Raw genomic sequence first — 15,842 nt, 5'->3', positions numbered from 1 at the left:
CCCCGCGCAAATTACAGCTTCTGCGCGATTTGTGCCGTCACCACACAGTGAATTCAACTGAAATCGGCGGGAACAAAGCTCAATTGGACCGGTTTCCCGGCCCAGCATAAGGAAAGACGCTTCTGCAGTGCCCAAAAGTTGATACTGCATTGCACAATTCAGCGTTAGGATAACTTGGCATTAGGCTCTGGATCATATAGCTAGTCGGTAGTCGCTTAACCTTTTGGCGCTTTTTATGGCGTCAATCCCGCCAAATCTTGGAGGATCAGCATGACGGAACAAAGCGCGAAACTAACTTGGGGTGAAAAGACGGTGGACCTGCCGGTCAAGACCGGAACCATCGGCCCGAGTGTCATTGATATTGGTGCCCTTTATAAGAACACCTCCACTTTCACTTACGATCCTGGTTTCACCTCTACCGCATCGTGCGAGTCGAGCATCACCTATATCGATGGCGACGAAGGCGTTCTGCTGCACCGCGGCTATCCGATCGATCAGCTGGCCGAACACGGCGATTTCCTGGAAGTCTGCTACCTCCTTCTTTACGGCGAACTGCCGACGGCAGCGCAGAAGAAGGACTTCGACTATCGCGTGACCCACCACACGATGGTGCATGAGCAGATGTCGCGCTTTTTCACCGGCTTCCGCCGTGACGCACATCCGATGGCCGTCATGTGCGGCTGTGTCGGCGCGCTCTCCGCCTTCTATCACGATTCGACCGACATCACCGATCCGCACCAGCGCATGGTCGCAAGCCTGCGCATGATCGCCAAGATGCCGACGCTGGCCGCCATGGCCTACAAGTACCATATCGGCCAGCCCTTCGTTTACCCGAAGAACGACCTCGACTATGCGTCGAACTTCCTGCGTATGTGCTTTGCCGTTCCGTGCGAAGACTATGTCGTCAACCCAGTGCTTGCGCGCGCCATGGATCGCATCTTCATCCTGCATGCCGATCACGAGCAGAACGCTTCCACATCGACGGTTCGTCTGGCAGGCTCTTCCGGTGCCAATCCGTTCGCCTGTATCGCCGCAGGCATCGCCTGCCTCTGGGGACCGGCTCATGGCGGCGCCAACGAAGCGGCTCTGAACATGCTGAACGAAATCGGCACGGTCGACCGCATTCCGGAATTCATCGCTCGCGCCAAGGACAAGAACGATCCGTTCCGCCTGATGGGCTTCGGCCACCGCGTCTACAAGAACTACGACCCGCGCGCCAAGATCATGCAGAAGACGGCGCACGAGGTTCTCGGCGAACTCGGCATCAAGGACGATCCGCTGCTCGACATCGCGATCGAACTGGAGCGCATCGCTCTGACCGATGAATACTTCATCGAAAAGAAGCTGTATCCGAACGTCGATTTCTATTCCGGCATCACGCTGAAGGCTCTCGGCTTCCCCACGACCATGTTTACGGTTCTCTTCGCTCTTGCCCGCACCGTCGGCTGGATCGCTCAGTGGAACGAAATGATCGAGGATCCGCATCAGCGCATCGGCCGTCCGCGCCAGCTCTACACCGGCGCTCCGCTGCGCGAATATGTGCCTGTTTCCAAGCGCTAAGCTTCGGTATTGAAACAAAAAAACCGGTCAGAGATGACCGGTTTTTTTATGGGCTAGAACGTCCAGAACAATGTGCGCCGCCTTATCACCGGGCGGCTCCTTGGTCTGCATTCGCTCCCAGACCAGATCGTAACCGGCCAACATCGCCGCACGCTCCGGCGTCTCGCTCGCCAGCCGCTCCATATAGCGGGCCAACATTCCCGGCCGCAGAACATCATTGATGAGCTCCGGCAGTACAGCATAGTCGGCGATGAGGTTCGGCAAGGCGGCCGTCCAGATCTTGATCCGCGACAGCACGAATTTCGCCAGCCACTCGGTCTTATAGGTCGAAACTACGGGAACGCCGGCTAGGCCCAATTCCAGGATCACGGTTCCGGAGGCTGCCATGGCAGCATCGGCCTCGGCAAAGGCGCTCCACTTGGCACCCTGCCCGACAAATATATCCGGCTTGACCTGCCATTTTTCCGTCAGCGAGCGAACCAGCGCCTCCTGTTTCGGCACTGTCGGCAGCAGAAAACGAAGATTGCTATTTCTCCGGCTAAGTTCTTCGATAGCCTGCTCAAAAACCGGGAGCAGCTGCCGAATCTCCGATGCACGCGATCCGGGCAGAAGCAAGATCCTCTTTTGCGCATCGGGGACTGCCAAACCGCGCAAGGCGCGCTGACGGCGAGTTTCCAGCAGATTAGCATCGACCGTCAGGCGGTGGCCGACATAGGTGGTTGCCGGGCCGCCCAGGCGCTCCATAGCAGCAGGCTCGAAGGGCAATACGGCCAACACATGGTCGACATAGGCGAGCATCTTCTGCGCGCGATATTCCTTCCATGCCCAGACACTGGGGCAGACGTAATCAATGATTGGCAGATCGGGCAGCACCTTGCGCACCCGTTTGGCAACGCGATGCGTAAAATCGGGGCTATCGATGATCACAAGCACATCCGGCTTTGCAGCAATGATCGCATCTGCCGTCTGCCGGATGCGGGCCAGTAGCTTTGGCAGGCGCTTGATGACCTGAATGAAGCCCATGATCGAGAGGTCGGAGTAATCGAAGAGCGAGCGCAGACCTTGTGCCTCCAACGCCTCGCCGCCGACACCTATCAGCTCGACCGGACCATTATGGCGCTTCAAGGCTGCGACCAGATCGCCACCCAGCAGATCGCCGGAGACTTCTCCGGCAACGACGGCAAGCTTCAAAGGCGCGCTGCTCACATGAAGCCCTCCGCGCTGAGGCCACGATCAATGCCGCAGACAAAAATGCCGGCCTCGTCGGCAGCGGCGATGACAGCCTGACGGTCGAGGATCAAAGCCCGGCCAGCTTCGACGGCGACGCCAGCCAGCCCTGCCTTCTTGGCATTCAATACCGTGGAGACGCCGATTGACGGCAAGTCGGCCCGGACATCCTGCTGCGGCTTGCAGAGCTTGACGAGCACGCCACGCCGACGGGCGGAAATGCGCCCAGCGGCGCGCAGCTCGGCAACCCGTTCGATCATCTTGTCTGTGCCTTCGGCGCCTTCGAGCGCGACGACACGGCCGCCGACGCTGACCGCGCCCTGCCCTACATCCAGAAATCCCAGCGCATCGGCGGCCTTCGCACCCTGCGCAATATCGCGCAGATCCTCTTCCGCCGGCGATAATTTTCCAAGCGGCCCCGTCGTCGCCAAGAGGTCGGGCGCGATTTCATGCGCACCCACGACGCGAACGCCGCCGGCCTCGATCAGGCGAATGACCATCTGCAGGACGGCATTGTCGCCGCCCGAAAGAAGGGTTCGGATGGTCGAGGGCAATTCCCTGATGACGCGCCAGGTCGGATGCACCTGCCGCCAGGAGGGGCGCCGCGCCACGCCGCCAGACATAACGACGCGATCGACGCCATGTCGGCGGAACATCGCTTCGAGACCGGCAAAGTTGCCGACACCAAGATTGGCATGATCGAAGGCGGACCAATCACGATCCGCCTCGTCAGCCAAAGCGATGATGACGGGGTTTTCACCGGCCTGCCGGGCGGCGTCAGCGACGTAAACCGGCAAAAGGCCGCTACCTGCGATGATCGCCAGCCTGCCCTTTTCGTTTTGGCCGGTCGAAACCACCTCAGGCCTTGCCGCGATTGGGCGACGACAGCGCGCGATCGCTATCGGCAGCGATGAAATCGAGAATTTCCATCGCTTCCTTGCAGTCGGCATATTCATCACGGATGGCGGCTGCATTATCGCGAACCGAACCTTCGGCCTCGAAGATGCTCTTGTAAGCGCGTCGAACCCGATGAATGACAGCGCGATCTATGCCTGCGCGCGTCATGCCGACGACATTCAGCCCGGAAAGCACGCCCGGATTTCCGTTCAGCATGCCATAAGGAATGACATCGTAGCTCGCGGCCGTAAGACCTCCGATGAAGGCCTGGCGGCCAATCCGGGTGAACTGGTGCACCGCGCAGCCGCCGCCGAGAATGGCGCGATCCTCGATGGTAACATGTCCAGCCAGCATGACGTTATTCGACATGATGACATTGTTGCCGACGCGGCAGTCGTGAGCGACATGCGAGTTGGCAAGGAAAAGGTTGTTGTTGCCGACGATCGTCCTGCCGCCGTAATCGGCCGTACCGGTATTGATCGTCACGCCTTCGCGAATCGTGCAGTTCTCGCCGACGTCAAGCGTCGTTTCCTCACCATGATGATGAACGCTCTGCGGATCGCCGCCGACAACAGCCATCGGAAAGATCTTCGTTCCCTTGCCGATTGTCGTGCGACCGGTCACGACGGCATTGTTGAGCAACTGAATATCGTCATGCAGCACGACCTTTGGACCGACATAGCAGAACGGGCCGACAACAACATTTTCGCCGACGACCGCGCCGTCTTCGACAACCGCCAGCTTATGGATGCGGGCGCTCTTTGCGATGCTGCTCATGCCTGTTCCTGATCCTTCCGTACGATCATCGCACCGATATCGGCCTCGGCGACGAGAGAACCGTCGACCTTGGCATCGCAATGGAACTTCCAGATGGTTCCACGCTGCTTCTGCTTGACGACGTGGAATTCAACACGGTCGCCCGGAACAACCGGTCTGCGGAAGCGGGCGTTGTCGATCGTCATGAAGTAAACGAGGTTGCCGCCAATGCCGTCCTTGCGGGCGCAGATCGCACCGGCAGTCTGCGCCATACCTTCGATGAGCAATACGCCCGGCATGATCGGCGATCCCGGAAAGTGCCCAGTGAATTGCGGTTCGTTGGCCGTTACATTCTTGATGCCGATCGCGGAATTATCGCTGTCGATCTCAATGATCTTGTCGACCATCAAGAAGGGATAGCGATGCGGCAAAAGCTTCATAATTTCCAGAACGTCAGCCGACGACAACGACGCCTTGGCTTCCTCAGTCATGCTCCGCACTCCCGTCTTTCTTGTCTCTGGCTCCTGACCGCTTCGCGATCTCCGCCGATTCCCTTAGAAAATCCCATAGCGGCCGCGCAGGAAGACCCGCATAGCGCTCACCCGCCGGGATGCTGTTCATCACGCCGCTCTTGGCACCGATCTGTACGCCGTCGCCGATGTGAATATGCCCGTTGAGGCCTGCCTGCCCGCCGATCTGTACGCCATCGCCAATCACCGTGCTGCCGGCAATGCCGACCTGGCTGACGATTGCACAATGGCGACCGATGCGGACGTTATGTCCGATCTGAACTTGGTTGTCGATCTTCGTGCCTTCGCCGATCACGGTATCATCCATGGTGCCGCGATCGATCGTCGTATTGGCGCCGATCTCGACATTGTCCTGGATGATGACGCGGCCGATCTGCACGATCTTGACCATGCCGCGCGGTCCCGGCGCATAACCAAAACCGTCCTGACCGATGCGCGTGCCATTGTGGACGATGACGCCGTTGCCGAGATAGGCGCAGAGCACGCTCGCCCCGCCTCCGATGCTGCAATTGCGCCCGATTTTAACACCCGGCCCGATGAGGGCGTTAGGGCCGATATAGGTCCCCTCGCCGATCTCTGCACCCGGGCCAATAATTGCACCCGGCTCGATGCCGACATTGGCCTCCAGCTTAGCGGTCGCATCGATCGTCGCAGCGGGCGAAATCGTCGCCGGATTCGCGGTGAACATAACCGGGCGCATGGCTTGCGGATGCAGCAACGCGCCGGCAATAGCGAAATCCGTATGCGGCTTCTTCGACAGAAGTACCGGGATATGATCGGGAACGAAAGATTTCAGCGCCGGAAGGCAAATGATCGCCGAAGCCTTGCAGGTCTCCAGCTCAGCGCGATTCTTTCGGGAAAGGATATAACAAACGTCACCTTCGCCTGCCCGATAGACGGGAGCGATAGATCTGATGATGACCTCCGAAGAGGCCGGATCAGCAAGTTCCGCCCCAAGATGCTCAGCCAGTTGTTTCAAGCTGACGCCACCATGGGACGGGAAAAAACCAGTATGTTCCATAAGCACAGCTCCAGAACGGTGTTCAAGCCCGCAGTTCTGGACTGCCGATATCAGAACTGGTTGGCGATGCCAAACCGGAAATTCTCAGTCTTGTCGTAATCTTCCTTCAAGACCGGCACGGCGTAGTCAACGCGGATGACACCGAACGGCGACGACCAGATCAGACCGGCACCGAGCGATGCACGGATCGAGTTGTCGTTGTGAAGCGTATCGCCGAAGAGATTCGCCTTGTTGCCGTAGAGCGTGCCCGCATCGGCGAAGGCTGCGATGCGCAGACCGATATCCTGGGGAACGCCAGGCATCGGCATGCTCGCTTCAGCCGAAGCGGTGAAGTAGGTCGTACCACCGAGCGGATCGCCATGTGACGAACGCGGACCGATACCAGCATTCTCGAAGCCGCGGATTTCACGGCCGCCGAGCGTGAACTGATCGAAGACGTTCAGCTTGCCATTCGTCGGCATCACGTAGCCGGCGCCCACCGTCAGCGAGCCGATGATATCGGCTTCGTCGCTGATCATCTGGTAGTAACGAGCCTTACCACTCAGCTTATAGAAGTCGGAGTCGCCGCCGAGACCTGCAAATTCATGCGTGAACTTGGCGATGATGCCCTCACGCGGAAGGTTTTGATCGTCCAGCGTGTTGTAGGTGAAGGTCTGCGAAACCGTCGACTGCACCCACGGACCGTTCTCGACAAGATTGAGATACGGAGCCGAAAGATTGTTCTGCCAATCGTTCGTGCCGTCGTAAGTCAGACGCTTGTAGTTGTAGCGCAGGGTCGTCGCTAGGTTCTCGGTGATCGGCGCGGTGACGCGCAGCGAGAAGCCTTCTTCCGAATAATCATAGTAATCGTCGCTCGACGTCTGGTTCTTGAAGATATCAAAACCGGCAGCCAGACGATAACCGAGGAAATAAGGCTCGGTGAACGAGATGTTGTAGGTACGATTACCTTCCGTACCAGCACCTGCGGCGAGACGGATGTACTGACCGCGACCGAGGAAGTTCTTTTCTTCGACCGAAGCTTCCAGAAGCAGACCGCCATTGTTGCCGACGGCGTAACCGGCGCCGATACCGAAGGAACCGGTCGGCTGATCTTCAACATTGACGATAACGACTACACGGTCCGGAGCGCTGCCCTGAGCCGTCGAGATATCGACCTTGGTGAAGTAACCGAGCGCATCGAGCCGGCGCTTCGCACGCGTGATCATTTCCTGGTTGAAGGCATCACCTTCGTTCAGGTCGAACTCGCGGCGGATAACATAGTCGCGCGTACGGGTGTTGCCGCGGATTTCAATGCGCTCGACATAGGCGCGCTCGCCCTGGTCCACCAAATATTCGATGCCGATCGTATGACCGGACAGATCGCGGTTGCCACGCGGCGTGATGCGGGCGAACGGATAGCCGGCAGCCGCGACGCGCTTGGAAATGTTCTCGATCGAAGTCTGAATATCCTTGGCGCTGTAGACATCACCCTTGTGGGTGATGACAAGACCCTTCAACTCGTCGGCATTAATGCCGTCAACGGTCGAGATGACGTTGATGTCGCCGTAGGTGTAGCGCGGACCTTCGTCGACGTTGAAGTTCAGCGTGTATTCGTTGCTCTGCTCGTTCAGCGTCGCATCGGCGCTGACGACGCGGAAGTCGGCATAACCGTGATTATAGTAGAACTGACGCAGCTGATCCTGGTCGCCCTGCAGACGCTCGGGGCTGTAGACGTCCTTGCGCGTCAGGAACGACAGGAAGTTGCTCTTCTTCGTGCCGATGACCGAAGCAAGGCGACCGCTGCCATAGGCCTGATTGCCCGAGAAATTGATCTTGTCGATCTTGGTGCGCTCGCCCTCGTTGATGACGAAGGCCACGTTCAGACGGCCTGGCGCGACCTCGGCGGTCTGCGTCGTCACCTGCACATCGTTACGACCGATAGATGCATAGGCATCCTTGATGGTCTTCACGTCAGCCTGAACGGTCGCCTCGTTATACGGGCCAGCAGCGTGCGTCTGAACGATGCCCTGAAGCTTGTCGTCCTTGATCTTGCGGTTGCCGTTGAAGACTACGGCGTTGATGAGCTTGTTTTCACTGACCGATACAACCAGCGTGCTACCCGAAACGGTAATGTGGACATCGGAGAAATATCCGGTGGCATAGAGCTGCTTCACCGAAGCATCAATGTCACTGGCGGAGAAGCTCTTGCCGGGCTTGATCGTGATATTATCCCGGACCGCCGTCTCGCCGACGCGCCCAGCACCGCGAACGTCAACCCGCTGAATAACAGCTGCTTCAGCGACAGAAGCAGAGGCAAGGGTGATCACACCAGCGCCCGACGCAACAACACCTGCAGACAGCGCTACCGCCGACACTGCGTTCAAAAATTTTGAACCAGCCTTCATTTCACTTCTTACCTTTTTTCAATCGTCCCCAGCCCCGAGCGAACCCGATTCCGGCCACGTGTGTCGTTTTACCCGCTTTTGACATACAAGCAAGGGAGCACGTTAATTTCTGTTTACTTCATTTCAAAGCGTGGCCCATTCGCCACTACGGCTTTGAAACATCGTAAATAAATCGTAATTTTCCTCTCGTCGCCCCACTAGCCTATTCTGGAACTAATATCGTTCCAGGTCGCAAACACCATGAGCGAGAGCACCATCGCAAATCCAATCCGGAAAGCGATATCCTGCGCCCGTGCACCCAAAGGTTTTCCCCTTACGGCTTCAATCGCATAGAACATCAGATGCCCGCCATCAAGTACCGGAACGGGCATCAAATTTAATAACCCTATTGAAACAGAAAGTATGGCGGCGAATTGGAGCACCGCCGCAAAGCCCAGGGTTGCCATCTGTCCAGAGAGTTGCGCAACCCGAATCGGCCCGCCAAGCTGATCGGCTTTCATGTATCCGCCGATGACGTTGCCAATATATTCGAAGGTACCGGAAACGATGCTGCCGGTCTGCTTCACACCTTCGGTAAGCGCCTGCAACGGCCCGTAAGCCTCGTAACGCAGCCTAATTGGCTTCTGACCATCGCTGATGCCGATCGTGGCAATCTCAGTCCGTGCGCCGAAGACATCGGTCTCCTCCGACTTTCTCGGCGTCACTGTTATGTCGCGGGTCTGGCCATTACGCTCGATCGACAGCGCCATGGGCTTGTCGGCATGAGCAGCCGCATAACGCTGCACTTCGCCGATGGAACCGATCTCTCGTCCATCCACAGAAAGAATGCGGTCACCAAGTTGCAAGCCCGCCGTTTGCGCGGGACTGTCGGAACCGATCGATGCAATCAGGGGATCGATCGGCGCAATGCCGATGCTGCCGACATCCTTCTTGTTTCCGGATGGGTTCGTATCCGCCAATGTCGCTGTCACGATCGGCAAATCGCGGATCACGCCATTGCGCTGGATGGTCAGCACGATGCTCTTGCCGGGGCGCTCGGCGATATAGCGGCCGATATCGTAATAAGTCGCGGCATTATTGCCATCGACGGCAATCAGGCGGTCTCCCGCTTGCACACCGGCCTTTGCCGCAGGCCCGGCCGGTTCCACCGCAGTCACCACAGGATCGACGAGCGCGATACCGATACGGCCCATTTCCATCTTGTTGCCAAACTGATCGGTGTCCTCGACCAGTTTCGGAACGATCCGGAAATCGCGATTCTGGCCATCCCGGTCGACGGTCAGTACGATAGTGCGGCCCGGGCGCAGGCCAACATAGCGCTGCACTTCATCGAAAGTCGTCACCTTGTTGCCATCGACGGCGATCAGGCGGTCGCCTGGCTCGATGCCGGCCTCCGCGGCCGCGCCGTCACGCGTCACCATGGCAACAACGGGATCGGCGACCGTACGGCCGTAGACGCTGAAAAGGACTGCGAAGATCACAATGGCGAGGAGGAAATTGGCGATCGGTCCAGCCGCAACGGTTGCAGCCCGCTTCCAGAGCTTGGCTCCAGCGAAGGATTGGGCGCGCTCCTCCTCCGTCATGGCGGAGAGCTGATCCACATCGGTCTTGCTGGAAGCGTCCTCGTCGCCGAAGAATCGCACATAACCACCGAGCGGAATGAGGGAAAGCTTCCAGCGCGTGCCGTGTCTGTCGGTAAATCCGGCAATCTCCGGCCCGAAACCGATCGAAAAAGCCATGATGCGGATACCGGACCAACGACCGACCAGATAATGGCCCATCTCGTGCACAAAAACGAGCAACGACAGCACAAAGACAAATGTGATGACGTTGTTCGTCAAGAAACCGATGAAGCCAGCCGCGCTACCCATGCAACGATCCTGTTCGTATTAGAGCGGTTCAGCTTCCACGGAAGCTCCGAACCGTTCCATCTTTCTGTTTTCTCGCAATTCCGGACGGAGAACCGCTGCGCACTTTTCCTCGAATTGCTCTAGTATCAGACCCCGAGCAGAACGCCGCCCAATGAAAAGGTCTCGCCGCTCATTGTCAGCGTTATTACGATAGCCAACAAAAACGCTGCAAAACAAGCAAAAATTAGTCCATCGACCCGATCCATGACGCCGCCATGTCCGGGAATCAGGTGGCTTGAGTCTTTCACGCCAAACTTGCGCTTGACGAACGATTCGAACAGGTCGCCGATCTGACTGCAGACGGAAAGCACCAGGGCAAGGAGAGGAATCCACAGGTCCTCGGCTGAAAAGAAGCTCCAGACCACCGCCGTTCCCGCGATGACGGCCGCGATAGCACCGCCGATGGCGCCCGACCAGGTCTTGCCCGGCGATATGCTCGGCGCGAGCTTCGGCCCCCCGATAGCGCGGCCGACGAAATAGGCAAAGATGTCCGTCGCCCATACCGTGGCAAAGACGAATAGCATCAGCACGAAGCCGCGAAAATCGTCATCGCGGATCTCGGCAAGGGCAATTGCCGTCAATCCGGAATAGAATATGCCGCCCGGCAGCCACCAGCTCTTTCCACGTATGGCGACCATGATCGCGGTAACGGCAACGAAGGCAGCCAAAACCTCGATGGAATAGACGGATTCGCTCAATGCCGTCGCACCGGCTATCAATACGAGCCCAAGCCAGCCAAGCGCGTTTCCCTGAGGATCGCGGCCATGCAGATCCGATATCGTCGACCACTCATAATAGACGAGCAGACCGATCACGGCGGCGAGCAGACGAAAGCCTGAGCCGCCATACCATGTAGCGGCAAGAACGATAACGGCGAGGATGATGCCGGAGATGATGCGCAGCCTGAGTTCGCGGCTCATCAGGACCCCACGGCCGCCGCCTGCTTGGCGGAAAGCCCGCCAAAGCGCCGGTCGCGCGCAGCATATTTCTCCAGTGCGGCGAAGAAGAGATCGCGGCTGAAATCGGGCCAATAGTCCGGCACGAACATGAATTCCGAATAGGCCGCCTGCCAGAGCAGGAAATTCGAGAGCCGCTCCTCGCCGCTCGTGCGGATAATGAGATCCGGATCGGGAATGCCGGCGGTGTCCAGACGGGCATCGACCAGCTCCGGAGTGATATCCTGCGGGCGCAGCCGCCCCGCCTCGACATCCTTTGCAAGGCCGGCAAAGGCACGCGTGATTTCGTCGCGCGAGCCATAGTTGAAGGCAATGACCAGCGTCAGGGCGGTATTGTTCCTGGTGGTCTCCTCCGCCTCAATCAGCAAGGGCAGGATATCACCGCGAAGGCCGGTGCGATCGCCGATGACGCGGATGCGCACATTCTGGCGGTGAAGCTCGGCAAGGTCCCTCCGGATGAAGGCCTTGAGGAGGCCAAGGAGATCGCTCACCTCCGCCTCGGGCCGGCGCCAATTCTCCGAGGAGAAGGCAAATAGCGTCAGATATTTTATGCCGATATCACCGGCCGCCCGCACTGTCTCCCGAACCGCCTCCACGCCCTTGCGGTGGCCCATGGTACGCGGCAGACCGCGCGCATTGGCCCAGCGACCGTTGCCATCCATGATGATGGCAACGTGTTCAGGTACGACAGAGAACGTAGGAGCTGACATATGGGTCCGGTTTCGTTCGGCGGAAAGATGCTCTGGCCTCATAATCTAGGGCGCAGCCGCCGCTTTCAATATTTGCGAAAATCGAAAGCGCGACACTCCCCAGCATACGATCAGACGTGCATGATTTCCTTTTCTTTGTCGGCTAGCAAGCGGTCGATTTCCGAAATCGTCTCATCCGTCATCTTCTGCACACGTTCAGAGAGAGAGCGGCTCTCGTCCTGGCCGATTACGCCATCCTTTTCGGCCTTTTTGAGGCCATCCATGCCATCGCGGCGCACATGTCGAATCGCCACCTTCGCCTTTTCGGCATATTCATGCGCGACCTTCACCAGCGAGCGGCGACGCTCTTCATTGAGTTCCGGCAGCGGGATGCGCAGATTCTGGCCATCGACGATCGGATTGAGGCCGAGATTGGATTCGCGGATGGCGCGCTCGACAGCGCTGACCATCGACTTGTCCCATACCGACACGGTCAGCATACGCGGCTCCGGCACCGTGATGTTGGCTACCTGGTTCAGCGGCATGCGCGAGCCGTAGGCTTCGATCACGACCGGATCGAGAATGTTGGCGGATGCGCGCCCGGTGCGCAGCGAGGCGATGTCGCTCTTGAATGCCGCAATGGCGCCATCCATGCGGCGCTTCAGTTCCTTGAGATCACTGGCTTCACTCATGTCTATGCTCCCCTGTAATGAGGCGACACCGGGGCTGACCCGGCGCCACAGGAATGTCAGTTGTCTGATACGATGGTCTTACGGCCGCCGCCGGTCAAGATTTCCGCGAAGCCGCCCTTCTCGTGAATGGAGAAGACGACGATCGGAATGGAATTTTCGCGTGCAAGCGCCACGGCCGCCACATCCATTACGGCCAGCCCTTTTTCGAGCACCTGACTATGGGTCAGATGGTCGAAGCGCTCGGCATCGGGGAACTTCTTCGGATCGGCGGAATAGATACCGTCGACCTGGGTTCCCTTGAAGATCGCTTCAGCGCCCATTTCGGCGGCACGCAGCGCGGCTGCAGAATCGGTGGTGAAGAACGGATTGCCGGTGCCCCCGGCAAAGATCACTACGCGGCCGAGCGAGAGGTGGTAAAGCGTGGCGCGCTGCGAGAAGCTCTCGCAGATTTCCGGCATGGAGATGGCCGAGAGCACGACGGTGTCGATATCCAGCTTGCGCAGCGAGGTCGCGAGCGCCAGCGCGTTGATGATCGTACCGAGCATCCCCATGTGGTCGCCGGTCACGCGATCCCCGCCCTTTGAGGCTACCGCAACACCGCGAAAAATATTGCCGCCGCCGACCACGACGCCGACCTCGACACCCATGGCGCGCGCTTCGGCGATATCGGAGGCAATCCGGTCTGCGACGGTCACGTCGATGCCAAAACCCTGACTGCCCATCAGAGCTTCACCGGAGGCCTTGAGCAACACGCGCTTGTAGATCGGCTGGGACATCGTAGCTCCTTGAAGTGATCACCGGGGGAATGATTGTGAATGCCGGATACACGAAGGGCACCGCGTTGTCACGCGATGCCCTGACGTTTTCCCTGATATGGTTTCACCAAACCGGGATATGTCCCTTTTCGATCGGGCTTTTCCGCACGTCTTCAAACTGCGGAAAAGCCCTATCGTTTTGTTTCCTTACGCATTCCGAACGGAAAACCGCTACGCACTTTTCCTGGAAATGCTCAGATCAGCCCTTGGCGACAGCCGCAACTTCTGCAGCGAAGTCGCTTTCTTCCTTCTCGACGCCTTCGCCGAGCAGCAGACGGGCCATGCCGGTGATTTCGATCGGGGCGCCGGCGGTTTTTTCGGCTTCCTTGAGGGCAGCACCGACCGTCAGGTCCGGGTTGATCACGAAAGCCTGCGAGAGAAGAGCGACTTCCTCGAAGAATTTGCGCATGCGGCCTTCGACCATCTTTTCGATGATGGCTTCCGGCTTGCCGGATTCGCGGGACTGCTCGATGAAGACGTTGCGTTCGCGCTCAGCGACGGCGGCATCGACTTCTTCAGCACGGATAGCCAGCGGGTTGGTGGCAGCAATGTGCATGGCGATCTGGCGGCCGATCGACGTCAGAACGGCCTTGTCACCGACCGACTTCAGAGCGACCAGAACGCCGAGCTTGCCGATACCGTCGCCGGCAGCGTTATGGATGTAAGTCGCCACGACGCCGTGCTCGACTTCCAGCTTGGCCGCACGACGGAGCGTCATGTTCTCGCCGATGGTTGCGATCGCGTCCTTGATGGCGTCGGCGACCGGCTTGCCGGATGCCGGATAGGTCGCAGCCGAAATGGCTTCTACCGTACCGTTGGTGGACAGCGCAACTTCGGCGACGCCGCGAGCGAGGTCCTGGAAGGCGTCGTTACGGGCAACGAAGTCGGTTTCGGAGTTGAGCTCGACGACAACGGCCTTGTGACCGGCGCCGGCAATGGCGATCAGGCCTTCAGCGGCGGTGCGGCCGGACTTCTTGTCGGCCTTGGAGATGCCCTTGGCGCGCAGCCAATCGATCGCGGCTTCGATATCGCCGTTCGTCTCGGTCAGCGCCTTCTTGCAGTCCATCATGCCTGCGCCAGACTTTTCGCGCAGTTCTTTCACCAGTGCAGCCGTAATCTCGGTCATAAGCTTCCTCTTGTCGGTTCATACGGTGCGGCGAAGGGCGTCAAGCCGAAGCGGCACCGATTTGAGGGACGAAATGTACCCGTAAGTATGACAGCGTTATGAAGCAGCGTCATACTGTGGAATTCTTGATTGGAACGTGCCTGGATTTTCCGCCTACAGCACCGCGCGTCACAGATGGCGCGTAAAGATCGCTGTAGCACTTTAAATCTGCTGCATAATTTACCCTTAAATCGATTGGGATTTAAGGAATTATGCAGCGGGCAAGCAGTTACCAAAAACGCAATAAGGCCGCTCGAACTTGTTGAAGTCGCAAACGGCCTTATCCCGGATGTCATTGCGCTTGGGCGGACAGTTTATTGTCCGCCTCTTGGCGCGATCAGGCTTCGGTGCCGTCCGCCAGGGTCGGCTCGACCGGCGCTTCTTCAGAAGCGCCGAGGTCACGGCCCGATGCGCTCTGCTGGCGAGCAATGCCGTCGATGGCAGCGCGCGAGATCAGGTCGCAGTAAAGAGCGATGGCGCGCGATGCGTCGTCGTTGCCCGGGATCGGGTAGTCGATCAGGTCCGGATCGCAGTTCGAGTCGATGATGGCGACGACCGGGATGCCGAGGCGCTTGGCTTCGTCGATCGCGATCTTTTCCTTGTTGGTGTCGATGATGAACATCAGGTCCGGCGTGCCGCCCATGTCCTTGATACCGCCGAGGGCCTTGTCGAGCTTTTCGCGCTCGCGCTCAAGGTTCAGACGCTCCTTCTTGGTGAAGCCCTGGGCTTCGCCGGAGAGGATTTCGTCGAGCTTGCGCAGACGCTGGATCGAGTTGGAGATCGTCTTCCAGTTGGTCATCATGCCGCCGAGCCAGCGGGCGTTGACGTAATACTGAGCCGAACGCTTTGCGCTATCGGCGATCAGTTCGGACGCTTGACGCTTGGTGCCGACGAACAGAACGCGGCCGCCGCGGGCAACGGTGTCGCTGACAACCTGCAGAGCGCGGCTCAGCAACGGAACCGTCTGGGCGAGGTCGATGATGTGGATGTTGTTACGATCGCCGAAAATGTACGGCTTCATCTTCGGGTTCCAGCGGTGCGTCTGGTGGCCGAAGTGAACACCTGCTTCGAGAAGCTGGCGCATAGAAAAATCGGGCAATGCCATGCCTTTGTATCCTTTTCCGGTTGAACCTCCGCAAGGCGAACAGCATCCTCTTCGAGAATGCCACCGGGCGGAAAAATCCGGATTTCTCCCGGACAATCCCATGCCTTACGTGTGGAATGCGGGTGCCCATACATT

The 15,842-nt window shown here is 58.7% G+C and carries 14 protein-coding genes; 1 reads left to right on the top strand and 13 read right to left on the bottom strand.

Translation table 11 applies throughout. The features are described 5' to 3' along the window. Positions 1-270 precede the first annotated feature (270 nt). Complete coding sequence (gene gltA, locus AC13RM_RS13725) at positions 271-1,560, top strand: citrate synthase (RefSeq protein ID WP_113233413.1); 1,290 nt, start codon at positions 271-273, stop codon at positions 1,558-1,560. 27 nt (positions 1,561-1,587) lie between these two features. Here gltA and lpxB read toward each other — a convergent pair whose 3' ends face one another. The 13 genes from lpxB to rpsB all read right to left on the bottom strand — a co-directional run bounded on the left by lpxB (position 1,588) and on the right by rpsB (position 15,707). Further along, positions 1,588-2,766, bottom strand: a complete 1,179-nt coding sequence (gene lpxB / locus AC13RM_RS13720) for a lipid-A-disaccharide synthase (RefSeq protein WP_488555185.1) — start codon at positions 2,764-2,766, stop codon at positions 1,588-1,590. Next, positions 2,763-3,644 (bottom strand): LpxI family protein, encoded by an 882-nt coding sequence (locus tag AC13RM_RS13715; protein ID WP_374821729.1) that lies wholly within the window; start codon positions 3,642-3,644, stop codon positions 2,763-2,765. The genes lpxB and AC13RM_RS13715 overlap by 4 nt, the downstream gene beginning before the upstream one ends. Before the next feature lies 1 nt (position 3,645). Next, positions 3,646-4,461, bottom strand: coding sequence for an acyl-ACP--UDP-N-acetylglucosamine O-acyltransferase (lpxA, locus tag AC13RM_RS13710; protein WP_285172736.1), 816 nt, complete (start codon positions 4,459-4,461; stop codon positions 3,646-3,648). Continuing rightward, complete coding sequence (fabZ, locus tag AC13RM_RS13705; RefSeq protein ID WP_112610215.1) at positions 4,458-4,931, bottom strand: 3-hydroxyacyl-ACP dehydratase FabZ; 474 nt, start codon at positions 4,929-4,931, stop codon at positions 4,458-4,460. The genes lpxA and fabZ overlap by 4 nt, the downstream gene beginning before the upstream one ends. After that, the gene (gene lpxD / locus AC13RM_RS13700) at positions 4,924-5,991 is read right to left on the bottom strand and encodes a UDP-3-O-(3-hydroxymyristoyl)glucosamine N-acyltransferase (protein WP_285172737.1); all 1,068 of its coding nucleotides are present in this window, start codon (positions 5,989-5,991) and stop codon (positions 4,924-4,926) included. The genes fabZ and lpxD overlap by 8 nt, the downstream gene beginning before the upstream one ends. 50 nt (positions 5,992-6,041) lie before the next feature. Next, positions 6,042-8,375, bottom strand: coding sequence for an outer membrane protein assembly factor BamA (gene bamA, locus AC13RM_RS13695; protein WP_113233408.1), 2,334 nt, complete (start codon positions 8,373-8,375; stop codon positions 6,042-6,044). Positions 8,376-8,572: 197 nt separating this feature from the next. Continuing rightward, positions 8,573-10,246, bottom strand: coding sequence for an RIP metalloprotease RseP (rseP, locus tag AC13RM_RS13690; RefSeq protein WP_374821734.1), 1,674 nt, complete (start codon positions 10,244-10,246; stop codon positions 8,573-8,575). A 125-nt stretch (positions 10,247-10,371) separates the two neighbouring features. Continuing rightward, on the bottom strand, positions 10,372-11,205 hold the full coding sequence (locus tag AC13RM_RS13685; protein WP_095434806.1) for a phosphatidate cytidylyltransferase: 834 nt from the start codon (positions 11,203-11,205) through the stop codon (positions 10,372-10,374). Then, a complete protein-coding gene (locus tag AC13RM_RS13680) occupies positions 11,205-11,993 on the bottom strand; it encodes an isoprenyl transferase (protein WP_285172740.1) in 789 nt (262 codons plus the stop codon). The genes AC13RM_RS13685 and AC13RM_RS13680 overlap by 1 nt, the downstream gene beginning before the upstream one ends. Before the next feature lie 68 nt (positions 11,994-12,061). Next, a complete protein-coding gene (frr, locus tag AC13RM_RS13675; protein WP_113233405.1) occupies positions 12,062-12,622 on the bottom strand; it encodes a ribosome recycling factor in 561 nt (186 codons plus the stop codon). Positions 12,623-12,678: 56 nt separating this feature from the next. Further along, complete coding sequence (gene pyrH / locus AC13RM_RS13670) at positions 12,679-13,398, bottom strand: UMP kinase (RefSeq protein WP_112507274.1); 720 nt, start codon at positions 13,396-13,398, stop codon at positions 12,679-12,681. Positions 13,399-13,636: 238 nt separating this feature from the next. Further along, positions 13,637-14,563, bottom strand: coding sequence for a translation elongation factor Ts (gene tsf / locus AC13RM_RS13665; protein WP_374821739.1), 927 nt, complete (start codon positions 14,561-14,563; stop codon positions 13,637-13,639). 376 nt (positions 14,564-14,939) lie between these two features. After that, positions 14,940-15,707: a 30S ribosomal protein S2 gene (gene rpsB / locus AC13RM_RS13660; protein ID WP_069612086.1), complete on the bottom strand. Its 768-nt coding sequence runs from the start codon at positions 15,705-15,707 to the stop codon at positions 14,940-14,942. Positions 15,708-15,842 lie beyond the last annotated feature (135 nt).

The organism is Martinezella sp. CNPSo 3732 (assembly GCF_057784515.1).
The sequence above is the reverse complement of the archived record's forward strand: the minus strand, read 5'-3'. Positions and strand labels throughout refer to the sequence as shown.